Source organism: Paenibacillus sp. MMO-58 (assembly GCF_037146255.1).
Classification (GTDB): Bacteria; Bacillota; Bacilli; order Paenibacillales; family Paenibacillaceae; genus Pristimantibacillus.
Genome location: NZ_JBBCVY010000001.1, coordinates 715,490 through 732,648, shown reverse-complemented (window position 1 = coordinate 732,648; position 17,159 = coordinate 715,490). Strand labels below are relative to the sequence as shown.

The 17,159-nt window shown below is 51.2% G+C and carries 15 protein-coding genes and 1 other annotated feature; of the genes, 3 read left to right on the top strand and 12 right to left on the bottom strand.

What is annotated here, in order from left to right:
* Positions 1 to 131: 131 nt before the first annotated feature.
* The 4 genes from WFJ73_RS03245 to WFJ73_RS03230 all read right to left on the bottom strand — a co-directional run bounded on the left by WFJ73_RS03245 (position 132) and on the right by WFJ73_RS03230 (position 5,426).
* Entirely contained in the window at positions 132 to 2,726 is a 2,595-nt protein-coding gene (locus tag WFJ73_RS03245; protein WP_336771688.1) for a ComEC/Rec2 family competence protein, read from the bottom strand.
* Positions 2,727 to 2,812: 86 nt separating this feature from the next.
* Positions 2,813 to 3,343 carry a deoxycytidylate deaminase gene (locus tag WFJ73_RS03240; RefSeq protein WP_336771687.1) on the bottom strand — a complete coding sequence of 177 codons (531 nt, stop codon included), beginning with the start codon at positions 3,341 to 3,343 and terminating at the stop codon, positions 2,813 to 2,815.
* 107 nt (positions 3,344 to 3,450) lie between these two features.
* Positions 3,451 to 4,752 carry a homocysteine synthase gene (locus WFJ73_RS03235; RefSeq protein WP_336771686.1) on the bottom strand — a complete coding sequence of 434 codons (1,302 nt, stop codon included), beginning with the start codon at positions 4,750 to 4,752 and terminating at the stop codon, positions 3,451 to 3,453.
* Between the two features lie 152 nt (positions 4,753 to 4,904).
* Complete coding sequence (locus WFJ73_RS03230; RefSeq protein ID WP_336771685.1) at positions 4,905 to 5,426, bottom strand: ComEA family DNA-binding protein; 522 nt, start codon at positions 5,424 to 5,426, stop codon at positions 4,905 to 4,907.
* Between the two features lie 109 nt (positions 5,427 to 5,535).
* Between WFJ73_RS03230 and comER the strand changes: the two genes are divergently transcribed.
* On the top strand, positions 5,536 to 6,375 hold the full coding sequence (gene comER / locus WFJ73_RS03225) for a late competence protein ComER (RefSeq protein WP_336771684.1): 840 nt from the start codon (positions 5,536 to 5,538) through the stop codon (positions 6,373 to 6,375).
* 48 nt (positions 6,376 to 6,423) lie between these two features.
* Here comER and leuS read toward each other — a convergent pair whose 3' ends face one another.
* The 4 genes from leuS to WFJ73_RS03205 form a co-directional block, all read right to left on the bottom strand.
* Entirely contained in the window at positions 6,424 to 8,859 is a 2,436-nt protein-coding gene (leuS, locus tag WFJ73_RS03220; RefSeq protein ID WP_336772121.1) for a leucine--tRNA ligase, read from the bottom strand.
* Positions 8,860 to 8,932: 73 nt separating this feature from the next.
* Positions 8,933 to 9,148: a binding site (T-box leader), on the bottom strand.
* A 75-nt stretch (positions 9,149 to 9,223) separates the two neighbouring features.
* Positions 9,224 to 9,667, bottom strand: a complete 444-nt coding sequence (locus tag WFJ73_RS03215; RefSeq protein ID WP_336771683.1) for a DUF350 domain-containing protein — start codon at positions 9,665 to 9,667, stop codon at positions 9,224 to 9,226.
* Between the two features lie 15 nt (positions 9,668 to 9,682).
* Entirely contained in the window at positions 9,683 to 10,927 is a 1,245-nt protein-coding gene (locus WFJ73_RS03210; RefSeq protein WP_336771682.1) for a glutathionylspermidine synthase family protein, read from the bottom strand.
* A 2-nt stretch (positions 10,928 to 10,929) separates the two neighbouring features.
* The gene (locus tag WFJ73_RS03205; RefSeq protein ID WP_336771681.1) at positions 10,930 to 11,256 is read right to left on the bottom strand and encodes an aminotransferase yhxA; all 327 of its coding nucleotides are present in this window, start codon (positions 11,254 to 11,256) and stop codon (positions 10,930 to 10,932) included.
* Positions 11,257 to 11,389: 133 nt separating this feature from the next.
* Here WFJ73_RS03205 and WFJ73_RS03200 point away from each other — a divergent pair, with 133 nt between their 5' ends.
* Positions 11,390 to 11,845 (top strand): RNA helicase, encoded by a 456-nt coding sequence (locus tag WFJ73_RS03200; RefSeq protein ID WP_336771680.1) that lies wholly within the window; start codon positions 11,390 to 11,392, stop codon positions 11,843 to 11,845.
* Positions 11,846 to 11,866: 21 nt separating this feature from the next.
* On the opposite strand, the gene arsC is transcribed toward WFJ73_RS03200, so the two are convergent.
* The 4 genes from arsC to WFJ73_RS03180 form a co-directional block, all read right to left on the bottom strand.
* A complete protein-coding gene (gene arsC / locus WFJ73_RS03195; RefSeq protein WP_336771679.1) occupies positions 11,867 to 12,295 on the bottom strand; it encodes an arsenate reductase (thioredoxin) in 429 nt (142 codons plus the stop codon).
* A gap of 19 nt (positions 12,296 to 12,314) precedes the next feature.
* A complete protein-coding gene (locus tag WFJ73_RS03190) occupies positions 12,315 to 13,727 on the bottom strand; it encodes an arsenic transporter (RefSeq protein ID WP_336771678.1) in 1,413 nt (470 codons plus the stop codon).
* 77 nt (positions 13,728 to 13,804) lie between these two features.
* A complete protein-coding gene (locus tag WFJ73_RS03185) occupies positions 13,805 to 14,263 on the bottom strand; it encodes a MarR family winged helix-turn-helix transcriptional regulator (protein WP_336771677.1) in 459 nt (152 codons plus the stop codon).
* Between the two features lie 60 nt (positions 14,264 to 14,323).
* Positions 14,324 to 15,055, bottom strand: coding sequence for an alpha/beta fold hydrolase (locus WFJ73_RS03180; protein ID WP_336771676.1), 732 nt, complete (start codon positions 15,053 to 15,055; stop codon positions 14,324 to 14,326).
* A 148-nt stretch (positions 15,056 to 15,203) separates the two neighbouring features.
* On the opposite strand from WFJ73_RS03180, the gene WFJ73_RS03175 reads away from it, so the two are divergent.
* Positions 15,204 to 17,138, top strand: coding sequence for a HAMP domain-containing sensor histidine kinase (locus WFJ73_RS03175; RefSeq protein ID WP_336771675.1), 1,935 nt, complete (start codon positions 15,204 to 15,206; stop codon positions 17,136 to 17,138).
* Positions 17,139 to 17,159: the final 21 nt, after the last annotated feature.

Here is a 17,159-nt window from a genome sequence, read left to right as displayed (position 1 = left end):
AGAAAACTCCAACCTAAAGGATAACAAAAAAATGGAACCCCGTATATAGGTAGTTCCTAGTGAGTTAGGTTGAAAGAAGCATTTTAGCAGGATACCAGATTAGGATTATAGGCACTTTCGCTTGCGCCTTCCTAATTCTTCCTGATCGTTTGTTCATATATTCCAGATAAACCCACTTTATAGCGGATTTCGCCATTCTCATCTGTCCGTAATGCCGTGACGTCTTGCTCCTGCAGGCGCTTCAGCACATCCGGATGCGGATGACCGTACGTGTTGGTTGCCCCGATGGATATAGCAGCCTGAAGCGGCTTCCAATAGCGCAGCCATTCCTCCGAGGTTGAATACTTGCTGCCGTGATGCGCAATTTTCAGGACATCGATCCGGCTTAGCTTGGAGGAAGCGGTTGATGAGAAGATAGCATTTTGCTCCCGGATACGCGATAGTATAGCAGATTCGGCCTTACTGCTAATATCCCCCGACAACAAAAAGGTAGATTGATAAACTCTCATCCATAACACAACGCTGTCGTCGTTCTGATCCTCAATGACGGGAATCCCTTCCCCCGCAGCCGGCGGCCATAGGACGGTGAACTCCGTATGGTTGTCTACCTTCCACTGCTTTCCGAACTCCGCCCGGTACAGCGGGATGCCCTTTTGCACGGCTGTTCGCAGCAGCGTCTCTGCATCCTCGGCAGGTTTTAAACTTCCATTCCATATAATTGCCCGCACTGGGATTGAATCCACCACCGCCTGCAGCCCCCGGATGTGGTCGCTGTCCAGATGAGAGATGACAAGAAGATCAAGAGAATGAACGCCCCGTTTCATTAATAAAGGAACAATGACCTTGCTGCCCACCTCAAACGGATCGCTGCGCTGCTTCCATTCCTCACCGGCTTTGCGGAAACTTAACGTTCCCCCGCCATCAATTAGAATCCTCTTCCCCTGCGGCGTACGGATAAAGATGGAATCCCCTTGTCCAACATCAAGGACATCAATATCGGCCGTGCGCTTCAACAAGTCCGGAAAATAGGCGTAGAACAATAATGCCGCACCAACTACAAGGGCGAGACTTAATCCGGTTGACCGCCTCCTCCAGACCGGCAGCTTCCGTTCCTCCAGCAGCTCCCAAATTGGAGCAGCATCCCGTTCCATGCCAGCTGCCGTTTCTTGCAGGGGCAAAGTCTCGTCATTCTCCTTCGGAACAGCAGCCGGGGCAGCCGGCAGCCGTCTGCATAGAACAGCAAGAGCCAAATACCAGGCGGCAATCCACCATAACGGCGGTGTAGCCCAGATGGTACGGACGGCGTCCATTTCCCCAAGCCAGCTGACCAGGAAAAACGTCCACTCATTCGCGTATACGCTGACGGCTGCCAGCATTTGACCGCCAAGCGGCCACAGCAGGCCAAAGATCAGCGCAACCGCCCCTATCGGCATCACAATAAAACTAATAAACGGCACCAGGATCAGATTGGCCGGAATCGACAGCAAGTGAAATTGATTAAAATAATAGATCGTCAGCGGGAAAGATACCGCTTGCGCCACAACCGTCACGACCAGCAGATCAAGCAGCGATTTCCCTTTGCGCCAATTCGGCATCGCCCGCCTAACCGGCGGCACAAACAGAATAAGCCCCGCCGTAACGGCAAAGGACAATTGAAAGCCTACATCCTGAATAAAGGAAGGATTCCAGATCAGCATCGCTACCGCCGCGGCGGCCAGCAAATGCAGGCCATCCTTCAGCTTGTCCATTCTGGCGGCTAGCAGCGCCAGCATTGTCATGAGCCCTGCCCTTACGACGGAAGGAGAGGAGCCGGAAAGAAGCACATAAAACGGGACGGCCGCAATCAAGGTCAGCAGCAGCCGCTCCCGAGTCAAACGCAGCAGCCGCAAAACAGCCCCAAGCGCGTATACAAATACGGCCACGTGAAGACCCGATATGGCCAAAATATGAGTCAGTCCCAGCCGGGAAAACTGCTGGAACTGATCAGGGTCCAGGTCCTCGCGTATGCCGAGGACCAGCCCCTTCATGTACCCGGACTGATCAGCCGGGTACAATTGATCCATCCGCGCGCCAAGCCAGTCGCGCGCGGCATCCACGCGGCCGAGCACGGCGGCCGCGGTCCAGCCCGGGCCCGGCGCCGCCTGGACGGCGCCGATGCCCGTGACCTTGAGCAGCCAGTGGACATGCTGGCTGCTCTCCAGATAGCGGCGGTAATTGAAGCCGCCGCTATTGGATGCGCCAGCCGGCCGCGCAAGCTCGCCGGCGAGGCGCACGTTGTCGCCGCGGTGCCACGCGGCGGCGACCTGCTGGTGCGGCTGCTCGGCGAGCCGCACCTGAACAAGCAGGCGCTCGCGGATCTTGCGCGGCGCCGCTTCGCCACCCGCGCGGACGGCATCGGCCGTCACGCGGAACATCGCGCGGTCTCCGTCGACCTCTACCGCGGACACAATCGTGCCGGTCACTTCGGCTTCATACGAATCGCCAGGCAGATCCAGCGCGCTCGCGTTACGGCCATCGGCCCACATCCGCTCGCCGGCTGCAAGCATGCAGCCGATTAAGCAGACAACGGCAAGCCGCCTTGTCGATTGTCCAACTAGCACAAGCGCAAGCAACAAAGCCGCAGCTGAGCTTATGGCCAGAGCCATACCCCCTATGCTCAGATGAGCGGCCATGCTGCTTCCCGCTATCCAGAACACGGCAAACCATACTAAAGGCCGTCTATTCACGGCTGTCCCTCCTTCATGCAAAAAAAGAACCTCCGGACGCATCAAAGCAGATGCATACGGAGGTTCTTCCCCATTCGCTTATTTAGTTAGGATGTAACCTTCATGCTCGCCTGCGGCGGCGGCTCGTAATCCGACAGTGAACGGAATACAATCCCTTTCTGGCTCATGAGCAGGCTTACCTTGTCGCTATCCTTCGGATAACCGCGATGGAACACAATTTCCTTCACGCCGCTGTTCGCCAGCATGTTGGCGCAAGTCCAGCAAGGCTGATCCGTTACGTATACCGTTGATCCTTCACGGTCGGCGCGGTCCGTAAAGAGAAGCAAGTTTTGCTCCGCGTGAATCGTGCGGATGCAGCGCTGTTTTTTGACCATTTGCTCCTGACCGTCGTCGCCGATTCGCGTCTCCCATTCTTCCGTAATCATGCAGCCTGCTTCCGAGCAGTCCTGCACGCCCATTGGAGCGCCATTATAGGCGGTTCCCAGCAGCTTCTTGCCCTGCACGAGCACCGATCCGACATGACGGCGGGAACAACGCGAGCGTGTCGACACCATATAGGCGATATCCATAAAATACGTATCCCAGTCTTTGCGTGAAGCATCCTGTGCTTCTGACATGTCTTCCACTCCTTTTTCTTTTGCCCGGACAGCTTCCGTCAGACTCCTCAAGGAGGGAATCCGACGGATCTGCCTCTATCTAGATGTATATAGATGATAGAGATGAATTAGTTCGATTGACTTGCGCGCAAGGCTTGATCAAGATCAGCCAAAATATCCTTAATGCCTTCCGTGCCGATCGACAGACGGATCAGCCCGGCCGTTACGCCTGCCGCTTCCTGTTCCGCAGCCGACAGCTGCTGGTGGGTTGTGCTTGCGGGATGAATGATAAGCGACTTCGAATCGCCGACGTTTGCCAAATGCGAGAACAGCTTTACGGAATTGATCACCTTCTTGCCGGCATCCACGCCGCCTTTAATGCCAAAGGTCAAAATGGCGCCTTGGCCGTCCGGCAAATATTTCTTAGCCAATTCATAAGATGGATGGCTCTCGAGACCCGGATAGCTTACCCATTCCACCGATTCATGCGACTCCAAGAACTCCGCAACCTTCAAAGCGTTTGTGCTATGGCGCTCCATGCGCAGATGCAGGGTTTCGAGACCTTGCAGCAGCAGGAACGAGTTAAACGGAGACAACGCCGCGCCCATGTCACGCAATAATTGTACTCTAGCTTTAATGATATAAGCAATCGGATCAACCGCATCCGTGTACACAACGCCGTGATAGCTAGGATCCGGAGTGGTCAGACCCGGGAATTTGCCGCTTGCTTTCCAGTCAAAACAGCCGCCGTCCACGATAACGCCGCCGATCGATGTTCCGTGACCGCCAATGAATTTGGTTGCGGAATGAACCACGATATCCGCGCCGTGTTCAATCGGACGGAGCAAGTAAGGGCTTGGGAACGTATTGTCCACGATAAGCGGAATGCCATTCTCGTGAGCAATAGCCGCTACGGCCTCGATATCAAGGATATCACCCTTCGGATTGCCTACCGTTTCCGCATACAAAGCTTTTGTGCGTTCCGTAATGGCTGCGCGGAAATTCTCGGGATTCGACGGATCTACGAACTTGACTTGAATGCCAAGCTTCGGCAGTGTTGTCGAGAACAGATTGTATGTACCGCCGTAAAGGCTGGTTGCGGATACAATCTCGTCTCCCGCTCCCGCGATATTCAAAATCGAATACGTAATCGCAGCTTGTCCGGACGCTACGGCGAGTGCGGCAGGCGCTCCTTCCAGCTCGGCGATACGCTTCTCGAATACATCCGTTGTCGGGTTCATCAAGCGGGTATAAATATTGCCGAATTCCTGAAGCGAGAACAGGTTCGCCGCATGCTCCGTGTCACGGAAGCCGTAAGAGGTCGTCTGGTAAATCGGAACCGCGCGGGCAAAAGTAGTCGGGTCAATCTCCTGTCCGCCATGGACAGCCAATGTGTCAAGCGAACGTTTGTTTTGTTCTTGATTCGTCATGTGCAACAACTCCTTGGTATATGGGATGGACATGCTTCAACCATTTCAAAGCAAACAGCTCGGTTTGGTTGTCCAATGGAATCGAACTTACTGCCCGAATATGGTCATATAGGCCTGGGAAAACCTCCCTGCCTTGTCCCATTTTCTCACAATCAAGGCGATGCGACAATGCTATCTTTTATTCCGGCAAGCAGCTTGCTGCCTATTCCTTTCACTCTAAGAAGATCATCGGTGGATGAAAATGGACCATTCTGTTCCCGATCGGCGATAATGGCCTGCGCTTTAGCCGGACCGATTCCTTTCAGCGTATCCAGCTGCTTAGCAGTTGCCCGGTTAATATCAAGCTTCCCTGACGGGATTTCTTCCTTCCCTGCAGCCTCTCCGGCGTTAGCCTCCGCATCAATGCTCCCGGTCTGGGTATTTGGCAGCTGCGCTCCGCTGTCCCTCGTTTGTTCTGGCAGATCCGCCTTTTCCATTGCCGCTTCCGGTTCTTCATTCATTTGCAGAGCATCACCGACCTCCCGGTTCAACTTAACCCATTCATCAGGCGCTTTCTCCTTTGGCTGCGCAAAGGCTGCAGCTAACAGTACAATCGCAGCCGCGATAAGAAATAAGGGGATTATAAATCCGTTTTTATTCGAATTCGTTTGACGTCCTTGCGGGAAACGAGCCACTGCCAACACTCCTTCCATCCAAAAAAAGGGGATTTTTAGCATTTTCATGTCATATTAGGCAAGTCTTAAGGAATAGGTTAAAAGAGCAAATCTGTTGGGAGGGCTGAGCATGAATGTCGGATTCATTGGGACGGGCGCGATGGGAAGCCTGCTTATCGAAGCCTTCGTCGCATCTGGAGCACTCGACCCGTGTCAGATCGTAATCAGCAACCGCACCTACGCCAAAGCCCAGGCGCTTGCTGAACGATATCCCGGAATGAGAGCCGAGCGTTCGAATGCAAGCACCGCAAGCGTTAGCGACATTTTGTTTTTATGCGTCAAACCGCTTGAATATAAGAAAGTGATTGATGATCTTCTGCCGGTCCTGCGGCCGGAGCAGCTTCTTATATCCATAACAAGCCCGGTTCTGATTGGGCATCTGGAAGAGCTTTTGCCGTGCAAAATCGCAAAGGTTATTCCAAGCGTCACCAATCTCGTCTGGAGCGGGGCTACTTTATGCATCTACGGCTCCCGCATTACGGAAGAGGACCAGACCCTTATCGAAGATATGCTTGCTTTCATCAGCGAGCCCCTTCCAATCGAAGAACCTTACACCCGGATCGTATCCGACCTCTCCAGCTGTGGACCTGCCTTTTTCGCTAATCTGGTCGAGCAGTTCGTGGATGCGGCCGTATGCGAAACGGGAATCAGCCGCGAGGACGCGGTCAGCGTTGCAAGCAACATGCTGCTTGGCACGGGACTTCTGCTAACGGAAGGCGGGCTATCTCCGGAAGATATCCAGAAGAGAGTAGCCGTTCCCGGAGGAATTACGGCCCAGGCCTTGCAGCTGCTGAACCGCGAGCTTGACGGCACCTTTAACCGGTTAATCCGGACGACGCACAAAAAATTCGACGAAGACGTCGCCAAAATAAATACTGCTTTCTACGGCGAAGAGGTGAACGGACAGTAGCACATTTTGCGCTGCTGGGCCGCTCACCTCTTCTTTTTTGCCTGCTATTTAGTTCGCTACGATGTTAACGAGCTTGCCCTTAACAACGACCACTTTGCGGATCGTTTTGCCTTCTATCAGTTCTTTCACCTTATCCATGTCTTTGGCGAGGCTTTCCATCTCTGCTTCCGCAGTATCGGCGGCAATGGATACGCGCTCGATAATTTTACCGTTCACTTGCACGACGATTTCAACTTCATCATCCACTGTCAATGCTTCTTCGTACGAAGGCCATTGCTCGTATGTGATGGAGCCCGTTCCGCCCAGCTTCTCCCACAGCTCTTCCGTGATATGCGGAGCAAGCGGAGACAGCATTTGCAGGAAGTTCTTCATTGCTTCAACCGGCAGAACATCCGTTTTGTAGGCTTCGTTAACGAAAATCATCAACTGGCTGATCGCTGTGTTAAAGCGCAGGTTCTCGAAATCATCCGTCACCTTCTTGATGGAACGGTGCCATGTTTGCTTGAATGCCTTTGTTGTTTCGCCGTCGTTTGTGATTTTCGCGTTTACGCTGCCGTCTTCGCTGACGAACAATCGCCATACGCGGCTCAAGAAGCGGTATGTGCCTTCTACGCCGTTGGTATTCCATGGCTTTGTCGCTTCCAGAGGTCCCATGAACATTTCGTACATGCGGAGCGTATCCGCGCCGAATTCGTTCACGATATCATCCGGGTTAATGACGTTGCCGCGCGATTTGGACATTTTCTCGTTGTTCGTGCCGAGAATCATGCCTTGGTTAACCAGCTTGTGGAACGGCTCTTTCGTATTCACAACGCCAAGGTCGTACAGCACTTTATGCCAGAAGCGTGCGTAAAGCAAGTGAAGCACCGCATGCTCCGCGCCACCGATGTACAGGTCAACCGGCAGCCATTCCTGTTGCTTCTCCGGCGAACAAATTTCGTTCTCGTTCTTCGGATCGATAAAGCGCAGGTAATACCAGCAGCTTCCCGCCCATTGCGGCATCGTGTTAGTCTCGCGGCGAGCCTTCATGCCTGTTTCCGGATCAATCGTGTTTACCCATTCCGTAACGTTCGCAAGCGGGGATTCACCGGTGCCGGATGGCTTGATCGCATCCACGTCCGGCAAAACAAGCGGCAGCTGATCTACGGGAACCGGCTTCATAGTGCCGTCTTCCAGGTGCAGAATCGGAATCGGCTCACCCCAGTAGCGCTGGCGGCTGAACAGCCAGTCGCGCAGACGGTAAGTAACTTTGCCGTGGCCTTTGCCCGAGCTTTCCAAATGCTCGATCATCGTTTTGATCGCATCTTCGTTATTCAGACCGTTCAGGAAATCGGAATTAACGTGAGGACCGTCGCCTGCATAAGCTTCTTTCGTTACGTCGCCGCCTTGAACAACTTCAAGGATCGGCAGATCGAACTGCTTCGCAAACTCCCAGTCGCGGGTATCATGGCCCGGTACCGCCATAATTGCGCCCGTTCCGTAACCTGCAAGCACGTAGTCGGCAATCCAGATTGGCGTCTTAGCGCCATTAACCGGGTTGATCGCGTAAGCGCCTGTAAATACGCCTGTTTTGTCCTTCGCAAGGTCGGTACGCTCCAGATCACTCTTGCGAGCCGCTGCTTCTTTGTACGCTTCAACCGCTTCGGCTTGGTCAGCCGTCGTGATTTTCGCAACCAGCTCATGCTCGGGAGCCAGCACGCAGTAAGTTGCGCCAAACAGCGTATCCGGACGCGTTGTAAATACGACAAGCGATGCATCATGACCGTCAATGGCGAAAGTTACCTCCGCGCCAGTCGATTTGCCGATCCAGTTGCGCTGCATGTCTTTGATGCTTTCCGACCAGTCGAGTTCTTCCAGGTCCTCGAGCAAGCGTTCGGCGTATTCCGTAATTTTCAGCATCCATTGGCGCATCGGCTTGCGGATAACCGGGTGGCCGCCGCGTTCGCTCAGGCCGTCGATCACTTCTTCATTCGCCAGTACGGTACCCAGCGCAGGACACCAGTTAACCGGCACTTCCGCTACATAAGCGAGCCCTTTATTATACAATTGGATAAAGATCCATTGCGTCCATTTATAGTAATCCGGATCCGTCGTGCTGAATTCGCGGTCCCAGTCATACGAGAAGCCAAGCGATTTGATCTGGCGGCGGAAGTTGTTGATGTTCTCCACCGTGATCTCGCGCGGATGGCGTCCCGTTTGCAGGGCGTATTGCTCCGCCGGCAGACCAAACGCGTCCCAGCCCATCGGATGAAGGACGTTGTAGCCGCGCATCCGTTTGTAACGGGATACGATATCCGTAGCCGTGTAGCCTTCCGGGTGACCTACGTGCAGGCCAGCGCCGGACGGATAAGGAAACATATCAAGGGCGTAGAATTTTTTCTTGCCCGGATCTTCCGTTGTTGCGAATGTCTTGTTCTCATCCCAATACTTCTGCCATTTCGGCTCTACCGTGAGCGGGTTGTAGCCTTGAAATTCCTGACTCATCATTATTTCCTCCTAAAAAGTGTGCGCGAGCGCATCACAAACATAAAAAAACTCCCGTCCCTAGCGTATTATCGCTAGGGACGAGAGATTATTCCCGTGGTACCACCCTAGTTAACGTCCGGCATGCTTTGCCTTCCGTTCACTCATTGCCTTTAACGCAGGCTAATCGTTGCGTTGGTAACGCAAAGCTCCAAGGCGAGATTCATATCGCTGCAGGTCCGGCTTACACCAACCGCCGGCTCTCTTAGCCTTGCTCCGCGACATTACTGCTCCTCTTCAACGCCATTAAGTATAGAAAAACATGGTTAGACCCGATTATACCGCCAGCGTCGCCACATGTCAAGATATGCGGGTATTTGCCAAGCTACCCGATCAAATCCGGATTATAAGTCAGGCATCCGGCGATAATCATGCCTACGCTGCACGAAATAAGCAGAATAAGAATGCCCACCGCGATGTTATTTTGCTCAATAGCTTTAAAGATAGTCACATTCACCTTAAGTCCTTTGCCGAACAGATAAGTAATCAGCTCCGTCAAGTAGTAGAGGATTACGAGCGCAACAATCCCGATCACGCCCCACAGCAGCATATCGGAGAGCGATACCGAGTTTTCCGCGGCCGCGCGGATTACGATGGCAAGACCAGCCAGCCTGCCGCCAAGCGACAAAGCTGCAGAAGCATTCCCTTTAAAGATAAGAGCAAACTCCTTGTTCTTGGTTGTCAGTTCAAACAAGAGCAGCCCCGCTATCATGATTGCGAAACCCGTCAATGAATAAAGCAAAAAATCCACGTATAAATTAGTGTCCATTTCCAAATTTGCTCCTTATTCTGATTTAGTAATGCCAACCGGCAAGAAATAAGATAAATTATCCGTAATCGGACTGCCGATGCGAATGCCTATGGCGCCGGCATTTCCTCCGATTAGAAAGCTCCCGTACATGTACGAGCCTTCACGTTCTCCCTTTTCCGTCCGGAATTTGGCGGTTGGCAGCTCTACGTATTCCTGATAGACCGGAAGGTAGTGAGCGTAGGAATTATGACTGTCCTCCGCCGCTACTGTACCGTCGCCTTCGAAAATTTTCACCGTATCCCCTTCGCGTCCAAACGCAGGCTTCATCACGTATTTCGTCCGGGCTTCAAGAAAGCGGTCCGGCTCCAGATAAGTGGGGAGAAAATGCTCTCCGATCCATTGGTGCTCTTCTTCGGTAAAGAATGGACTCCCTTCTTCATGCAGTCCCCAGATAATGGCCTGCACGGCCTTAGATTGGAGAAGGAAGGCAAACGGCGGATTAATGACCGTTACCTTCTTTTGCTCGATGAGCTCCAGCAGCCATAATCCGATCGGATTCCCTTCCTCATCTTCATCCTCAATAAGATTCTCTACCGGGAAGGTTTGGCGGTACAGAACATGAATGGGATTTCCCTCTCCGTCAAACAACCCGACATGCCGGATAATTTGAAGCTGTTCAAGCGGAACAAAGCTCGACGGGAAAGGCAGGAAGCTCCTTAAGTAAGCAGCCGTGTTGGCGTCTTCTACGTTATCTCCATGAGCCGTGAATACGATATGAGGCGCTGTCAGAACCTCACCGATGTATTCCAGACTCTCGATAACCGCTTTCTCGACCGCAAGCGCAAGCTGCTTCTCAAAGCCCTTATTCGGATTATGGTGATCAAAGACCTCGCAGACCAGCCCATTTACTTGATGAAGCTCCTTAATGAAGGTCGGGGTATCCGAATTGATTTCCATGCATTTGTACGTCTCTCCCGTCCCAACCAGATCCAGTCTTGCGATAACGCTTTCGACCGATAAGCTTCTGATTCGTATGTACGCCAATGTTTCGCGCGGGAAACCAAGCATCAGCAAAGTCTCGTCATCCACGGTCCGAAGCAATTGCGCGGTCTTATAGAAAATATGGCCAATGCGGTTCGTCGATTCGCGAATTTTATGAACCTCTTCTTTCGTCATGCCGTATAGGTCGTAAAGGGAGTACTCTTCGCCATACAAATCTGCCCAATAATCTTTAATTCCGGAATAAAAGGCGTTTCTCGCCTTGGCGAATTGGTCCATGTTCAGCCCCCGCTAATGGAGCTGCCTTTACCAAAGCCGGAGCTCGTTTTGCTTGTGATGCTTGATTTATAAGCAGAATAAGAGCTGCTTTTTTGCAGGGAGGATCGGGATGAATAATAACTGTTTCCATAGTAATAATTCCGGTAATAAGAGGAGCTCGAATCGTCGCAGCGGTATACGCCGTTTTTGCTGTCCCACTCCCAGTCCCTGCATTGGCTGTCCGTTGGCGGAGCCGTCCGCGGATAAGTCGTCGATTGACCGCAGCCTGCCAGAGCGGTAGCCATTGCAACGGCAGAGACGCCAAGCATTGCTTTTTGAGTTAAATTCATAAACTGGTATCCTCCAAGCTTCATAGTTCCTATAAAGTTATATCATATTTTGATAGAGGTGCAGCAAGAAAAGTTAAAGTTTCCATAAAATGATGGTATGATAATGAAATCATTTTGATTCGGAGTGAGAGAGATGAATAAATTAACTTATTTTGTAGACAAAGGTCTTAATGAATATGAGCCTTTAATGGAGTATCCTGCCACTTCCGTTGGGATCGATGAGATGTATGCCCGTCAATTATGCACCTACTTGATTGCAAACGGAGTTCAATACGAATTAACCTCGAACGAGATGCAGGAAAACGAAGAAATGCTGATCGTCAAGCGAATCGGGCCAAACGAGAATTACGGAGACGAATCGAACTACCGGGGACGCGGTATTTATATCGAATTCAGGAAGCCTAACGAACGTGGGCGCAAGCTGGCCGAGATTGGCAGCGCCAACCATTATGAGGTTATCCGTTACTTGCTAAAGGATATCGTAGACGTTCCGGGTTACGGTCCCATGTTTACGACATCAACGGAAGTTGACGAAGACCGGGGCTGTTACGTGGTTTACGTCCGCGGCGTGAACGAGCCTGAGGATTAAGGCCAAACAGAAAAAGCTGCCTTAACGGCAGCTTTCATCTACAAACTGTTTAATTCGGTCATGAATAGCATCCCGCACGGTACGGAACTGGGCTATAATTTCCTCCTCGGTGCCGGTAGCTTTTGCCGGATCGTCAAATCCCCAATGCCACTTGACGACATTTTCATTCGTAACGACCGGGCAATGCTCGTCCGCATGTCCGCATAAGGTAATGACGTAACTAGCCCGATTTAATAATTCGGGATCAATCACATCGGAGGTATTAGCCGAAATATCCACACCTGCCTCTTTCATCACTTGCACCGCTCTCGGATTTAGTCCGTGCGCTTCCAAACCGGCGCTGTACACCTCGAATTTGTCACTGCCCAGCCCTTTCATGAACCCGTCAGCCATCTGGCTTCTGCACGAATTGCCCGTACATAGGAAATATACGATAGGTTTTGCTGTCATCCATATCCTCCTGTCATGACTATGCCATTTGTTTTTCCGCTTCTTGTTTTTTGCCGGATTTCAACCTGAAGAAAAAGGCGAAGGCAACACCAGCTGCCAATAGGAAACCCGCAATCGCAAAACCAACATACACACTAAACGAATGAATAAACTCAAGCCAGATATATAACCCGGCCAGCGTAATAAACAAAGTCGGCACGGTTAATACGAAGCCTGCTTTCATATAAGAGCCCCAAGAAATCTTTACGTCCTTTTTCGCGAGAACATGAAGCCATAACAGGGTGGCCAGCGAACCGATTGGCGTCAGCTTTGGACCAAGATTGCATCCAATCACATTCGCATAGACCAGCGCTTCCCGGATCGCGCCTGCCGTGGCTGTCCCTTTAATCGCCAAGGCGTCAATCATTACCGTTGGCATGTTGTTCATTACGGAGGATAAGATCGCCGACAAGAAGCCCATACCCATCGTTGCGGCAAAAAGCCCATGATCGGCAATGGCTTGAATGACGTTCCCAAGCGCATCCGTAAGTCCCGCGTTTCGCAGCCCGTAGACCACGACATACATTCCTATCGAAAACACTACAACGGTCCATGGAGCTTCCTTCATCACCTGCTTGGTCTGAATCGCCGGACTGCGGCGAGCGAATAGCAAGAAGATCAAGGACACTGCCCCCGTAATAATAGACACCGGCACATGAATAAATTCGCTTGCCAGGTAGGCAACAAGCAGAATCGCCAACAGAATCCAGGACAAGCGGAACAGCTTATGGTCTTTAATCGCTTCTCTTGGTTCTTTCACCTCGCGGACATCATAATCCGCAGGAATGCTTCTCCGGTAAAAAAGATACAGCACAAGAAGGCTTGCGCCAAGCGAGAAGAGGTTCGGGATGATCATCCGGCTGGCATATTCCACGAAACCCGCTCCGAAATAATCGGCCGAAACGATATTTACCAGATTGCTTATAATGAGAGGCAATGACGTGGTGTCCGATATAAAACCGCCGGCCATAATAAACGGCAGGATCATTTTGCTGTCGAACTTAAGCGCCCTGACCATGGCAAGCACAATTGGCGTAAGGATAAGCGCTGCTCCGTCATTGGCGAAAAAGGCCGATACCGCCGCGCCAAGCAAAATGACGTAAACAAACATTCTTCTGCCGTTTCCTTTGGCTAGACGGGCCATGTGAAGGGCTGCCCACTCAAAGAAACCAATTGCGTCAAGGATCAGCGAGTTCAGGATAATGGCGATAAAAGCAATGGTTGCATTCCATACGATGCCGGTTACGGTTCCTACATCCGCAAAGCTGACAACGCCAAAAAGCAACGCCAGTACAGCACCACCTGCGGCTGACCAGCCAATACCAAGCCCTTTCGGCTGCCAAATAACAAACGTTAACGTAATCAAAAAAAGAATAATTGCTATAAATGCCACTTGTCGTTCCCCGCTTTAGTTCATATCGATAAGGATAATAATTGCAATTTGCAACTATTATCCAAAAATAAACTCCTCTATAGAGGAGGTAAACAGCAATGAGGACTTTGTCCCATCGCATCATTTAATAGTTGAAGACTTTCAAGCACCTGAATTTTTTTATCTGCGGGCACATACTGAAAAATGCTTAAGATATAATCTTCCATTGCTTCCGCAACGGCCTTCTGCTGCTCATGTCCCTTTGCCGTCAGGGTCAAGGTTACGTATCGACGGTCCTTCGGATCCGGTTCGCGACTGAGCAGCTCAAGCTCAACCAATTGCTGGACCTGCCTGCTTAACGTACTGGCTTCCACGCACAGCACATCAGCCAGCTCATTTAACGATAGATTCGGACGCTTATTCAGTTCATACAGAACATGGCTTTGAATAACGGAAATGCCGGATCCCTGCGCTCCATCCTTCTGCTGAAGGCCAAATTTTCTAACGACGTTTTGCAGTATTTCGCGTACATCCACATACTGCGGCAATTGTTCCATTCCCACATCACCCGCAATAGTTATAACATACAATAGTTGCAATCAGCAATTACTTTTTTTTCACTCCGTACCTCCGTCTTGTTCCTTAACGAACTGGATAATATCCGCATAAAACAATGCCTTGTCTTCACCCTTCAGCGCATGGTCAGACCGGGCGTACTCTTTCACGCTGACCGCTTCGCTCATCCGTATGTACCTGGCGAGATCCTCTTCCGTAATCAAAGAGCCTTCCCGTTGCCCTCTTGCCACCATAAGCGGCAGCCGCAATGGCTGGTCCAGCGGGACTTGAGCCGACTCCCGTTGTATCCCCCATACTGCGGCTGCCCGTATATTGGAAGTCCGGTTATAGGGAATCAGATAATGATGTATATAATCCTCTGCCCAGCCGTCAGGCATCGCCCGGTGTTCGGGCGGATAATCGCCGACGATAAAGGAACTTACAACGTTTGGGTAGGCATGGGCGTATTGCAGCGCATAGGATACCCCTCTCGAATAAGCAAACAGATGAAAGTTCTTCACTCCGGCATCTCTCACGACGGATTCCAGATCGGACAGATGGTCCTTCAAGCCGTATCCAGCCTCGGGAGTATCGCTTTTCCCTCTTCCGCGGAACGATAACAGAATGCATCGCCTTGGCGCCGCCGCTTCCATAAAATCCACATATTCTTCAGCCGTTTCCGATAATCCCGGGCAAACGACTATCGGCACTAATCTTTCATCCGCTTCATCTCTTGAATCGTAATAATGAATGCCGACCTCTCCATTACGCGCGTAATATTCGCATAACGCCATGCTCTACACCGCCCCTGCCCCAATTTAAACGGCTTTATTATAGCACTCAAGCATGAAGGAGATATATACTTTGTTGCATCATATTGATTTTTGTCGAATTAGCAAGTATGGTAAAAGATGACAGAAATTTCAACTGTAGGTGACGGTAATGAGATCAACCATTCTTTTGATTACAGGCATAATTGTGCTGGTTATATGCTCGGTCTATCAGATTCAACATGTCTCTTCTATAGAAAAACCCCAGCCAAACTATTCCGTCATCAAGGAATGGGACTACCAATGGCTGTACAAGCCTAATGAGTCCTACCACCCGGCATGGATCGCAGAGGGAGACCCGGAAAAATGGCAGCATGCCGACACAGACCAGCCTATGCAGAAGCGGGCAGCCGGTGCCGATGCCCTGCTCCTGCGCATCACGCTCCCGTCCCTGGATTGGAACACCCCGGGTATATGGCTGAAACGAGTTTACGGGACTGCCGTCAGCGTAGCCCTCGAGCATCGGGACGGCCTGCTCTATAACATGGAAAGATCGTATCCTTACGATGTGAACTATACGCTCCTCCCTTTGACCGATGCGACAAAAGGCAATCACTTGCTGATCCTGCTCCATTTATCCGATGAAAGACAATCGCTGGTACCCGAAATGGTCGTCGGCGATTACAATCAGATGCTGCCCGAATATGAGCGTTATGGATTGATCGAATTAGTCTATGGCGGTTCGTTTATGTTTATCGCCTTAATCATGATGACTTGTCTGTTCTTTCTTAAACGCCAGCAGATTGTGCTGTGGATGTCTTTATGCGTGATCATCTTATGCCTGGGCGAGATTACGCTAGCCTACTCACCCGCACTGTACCATCATTATTACGCTTACGGAAAACCGTTTCTCGATTTGTTTGATCTAGCCCTGTTCCTGTTTACTCCAGCTCTCGCGATATTTTTCGAACAGACTCTTGGACCCGGCATTCACGGCATTATAAAAAAATTCAGAATCGTTCTTATTCCGGTTACGGTCTTGGTTATTGTGTTATGGGCGCTTGGCAAAACCATTGTTCCGGGCATAAGCCTTAGCTTGCTGCAAGTTGTGCCGCTTACCTTTATCGCCGCTATACAATTTCTCATTCTGACGGTTCACGCGATTGGTTACGCTTGGAAGGGGAACCGGGACGCGATTATCATTTCCGTCGGATACTCCGTCTTCTGCAGCGTGTTTATCTCGGAGATTATTATCTATTTCAGGGATGAGACCTATCATCTGATCTATTGGAAGTGGGGGTTGCTCGCCTTCCTGCTGTCGCTCATTGCCGTGATGGGCAGGCAATTCTCCCGCAACCACGACCAGCTTCTTAAATATTCCAAGGAGCTCGAAATGTTCAACCGGGAAATTCAGCGCGCGGAGAAAATGGAGCTGATCAGCCATCTGGCCGCTTCTATCGCGCATGAGGTACGCAATCCGCTGCAGGTGACGCGAGGATTCATTCAATTGGTGGGGGAAAAGGCCGTAGACAAGGAGAAGCAGTTCCTGCAGCTGGCCGTGCAGGAGCTGGATCGCGCGTCCAGCATCATTACCGAATTCCTGACTTTCGCCAAACCTCATTTGGAAGATATCAAACCGTTGAATATTTCGGAAGAGCTGAATCATATCCAGGACATCATCTCTCCTCTGGCCGCCATGCAAAGCACGAAACTTGAATTTACCGCTGAACCGGACCTTTACGTACTCGGCAGCGCCGAGAAATTCAAACAGGCTATCATAAATATGATCAAGAACAGCCTTGAGGCCATATCCAGCTTTGACGGAGCCGTATGCATTCTGGCGAACAGGGAAGAAAATGAGATTCTCATCCGGGTAATCGATAATGGCGAAGGGATTGATCCCGAGAAGCTGGACAAGCTTGGCGAGCCCTATTTCTCCAACAAATCCAAGGGAACAGGCCTAGGTCTCATGGTCACCTTCCGGATTATCGAGGCGATGGAGGGCACGATCAACTTCAGCAGCACCAAAGACGTTGGTACAGAAGCGGTCATCCGTCTACCCGCCGTTTCGAAGAATTCAACGGAAAATTCCGTTCCAGATAGTTAGAAGCAAACATTGCCTCGTTTA

Bases quoted from the DNA above. Each gene is read 5' to 3' on its own strand.
- WFJ73_RS03240 (WP_336771687.1), bottom strand. From the start codon at position 3,343: ATGTCAGAAGCACAGGATGCTTCACGCAAAGACTGGGATACGTATTTT.
- WFJ73_RS03235 (WP_336771686.1), bottom strand. From the start codon at position 4,752: ATGACGAATCAAGAACAAAACAAACGTTCGCTTGACACATTGGCTGTC.
- comER (WP_336771684.1), top strand. From the start codon at position 5,536: ATGAATGTCGGATTCATTGGGACGGGCGCGATGGGAAGCCTGCTTATC.
- leuS (WP_336772121.1), bottom strand. From the start codon at position 8,859: ATGAGTCAGGAATTTCAAGGCTACAACCCGCTCACGGTAGAGCCGAAA.
- WFJ73_RS03215 (WP_336771683.1), bottom strand. From the start codon at position 9,667: ATGGACACTAATTTATACGTGGATTTTTTGCTTTATTCATTGACGGGT.
- WFJ73_RS03210 (WP_336771682.1), bottom strand. From the start codon at position 10,927: ATGGACCAATTCGCCAAGGCGAGAAACGCCTTTTATTCCGGAATTAAA.
- WFJ73_RS03205 (WP_336771681.1), bottom strand. From the start codon at position 11,256: ATGAATTTAACTCAAAAAGCAATGCTTGGCGTCTCTGCCGTTGCAATG.
- WFJ73_RS03200 (WP_336771680.1), top strand. From the start codon at position 11,390: ATGAATAAATTAACTTATTTTGTAGACAAAGGTCTTAATGAATATGAG.
- arsC (WP_336771679.1), bottom strand. From the start codon at position 12,295: ATGACAGCAAAACCTATCGTATATTTCCTATGTACGGGCAATTCGTGC.
- WFJ73_RS03185 (WP_336771677.1), bottom strand. From the start codon at position 14,263: ATGGAACAATTGCCGCAGTATGTGGATGTACGCGAAATACTGCAAAAC.
- WFJ73_RS03180 (WP_336771676.1), bottom strand. From the start codon at position 15,055: ATGGCGTTATGCGAATATTACGCGCGTAATGGAGAGGTCGGCATTCAT.
- WFJ73_RS03175 (WP_336771675.1), top strand. From the start codon at position 15,204: ATGAGATCAACCATTCTTTTGATTACAGGCATAATTGTGCTGGTTATA.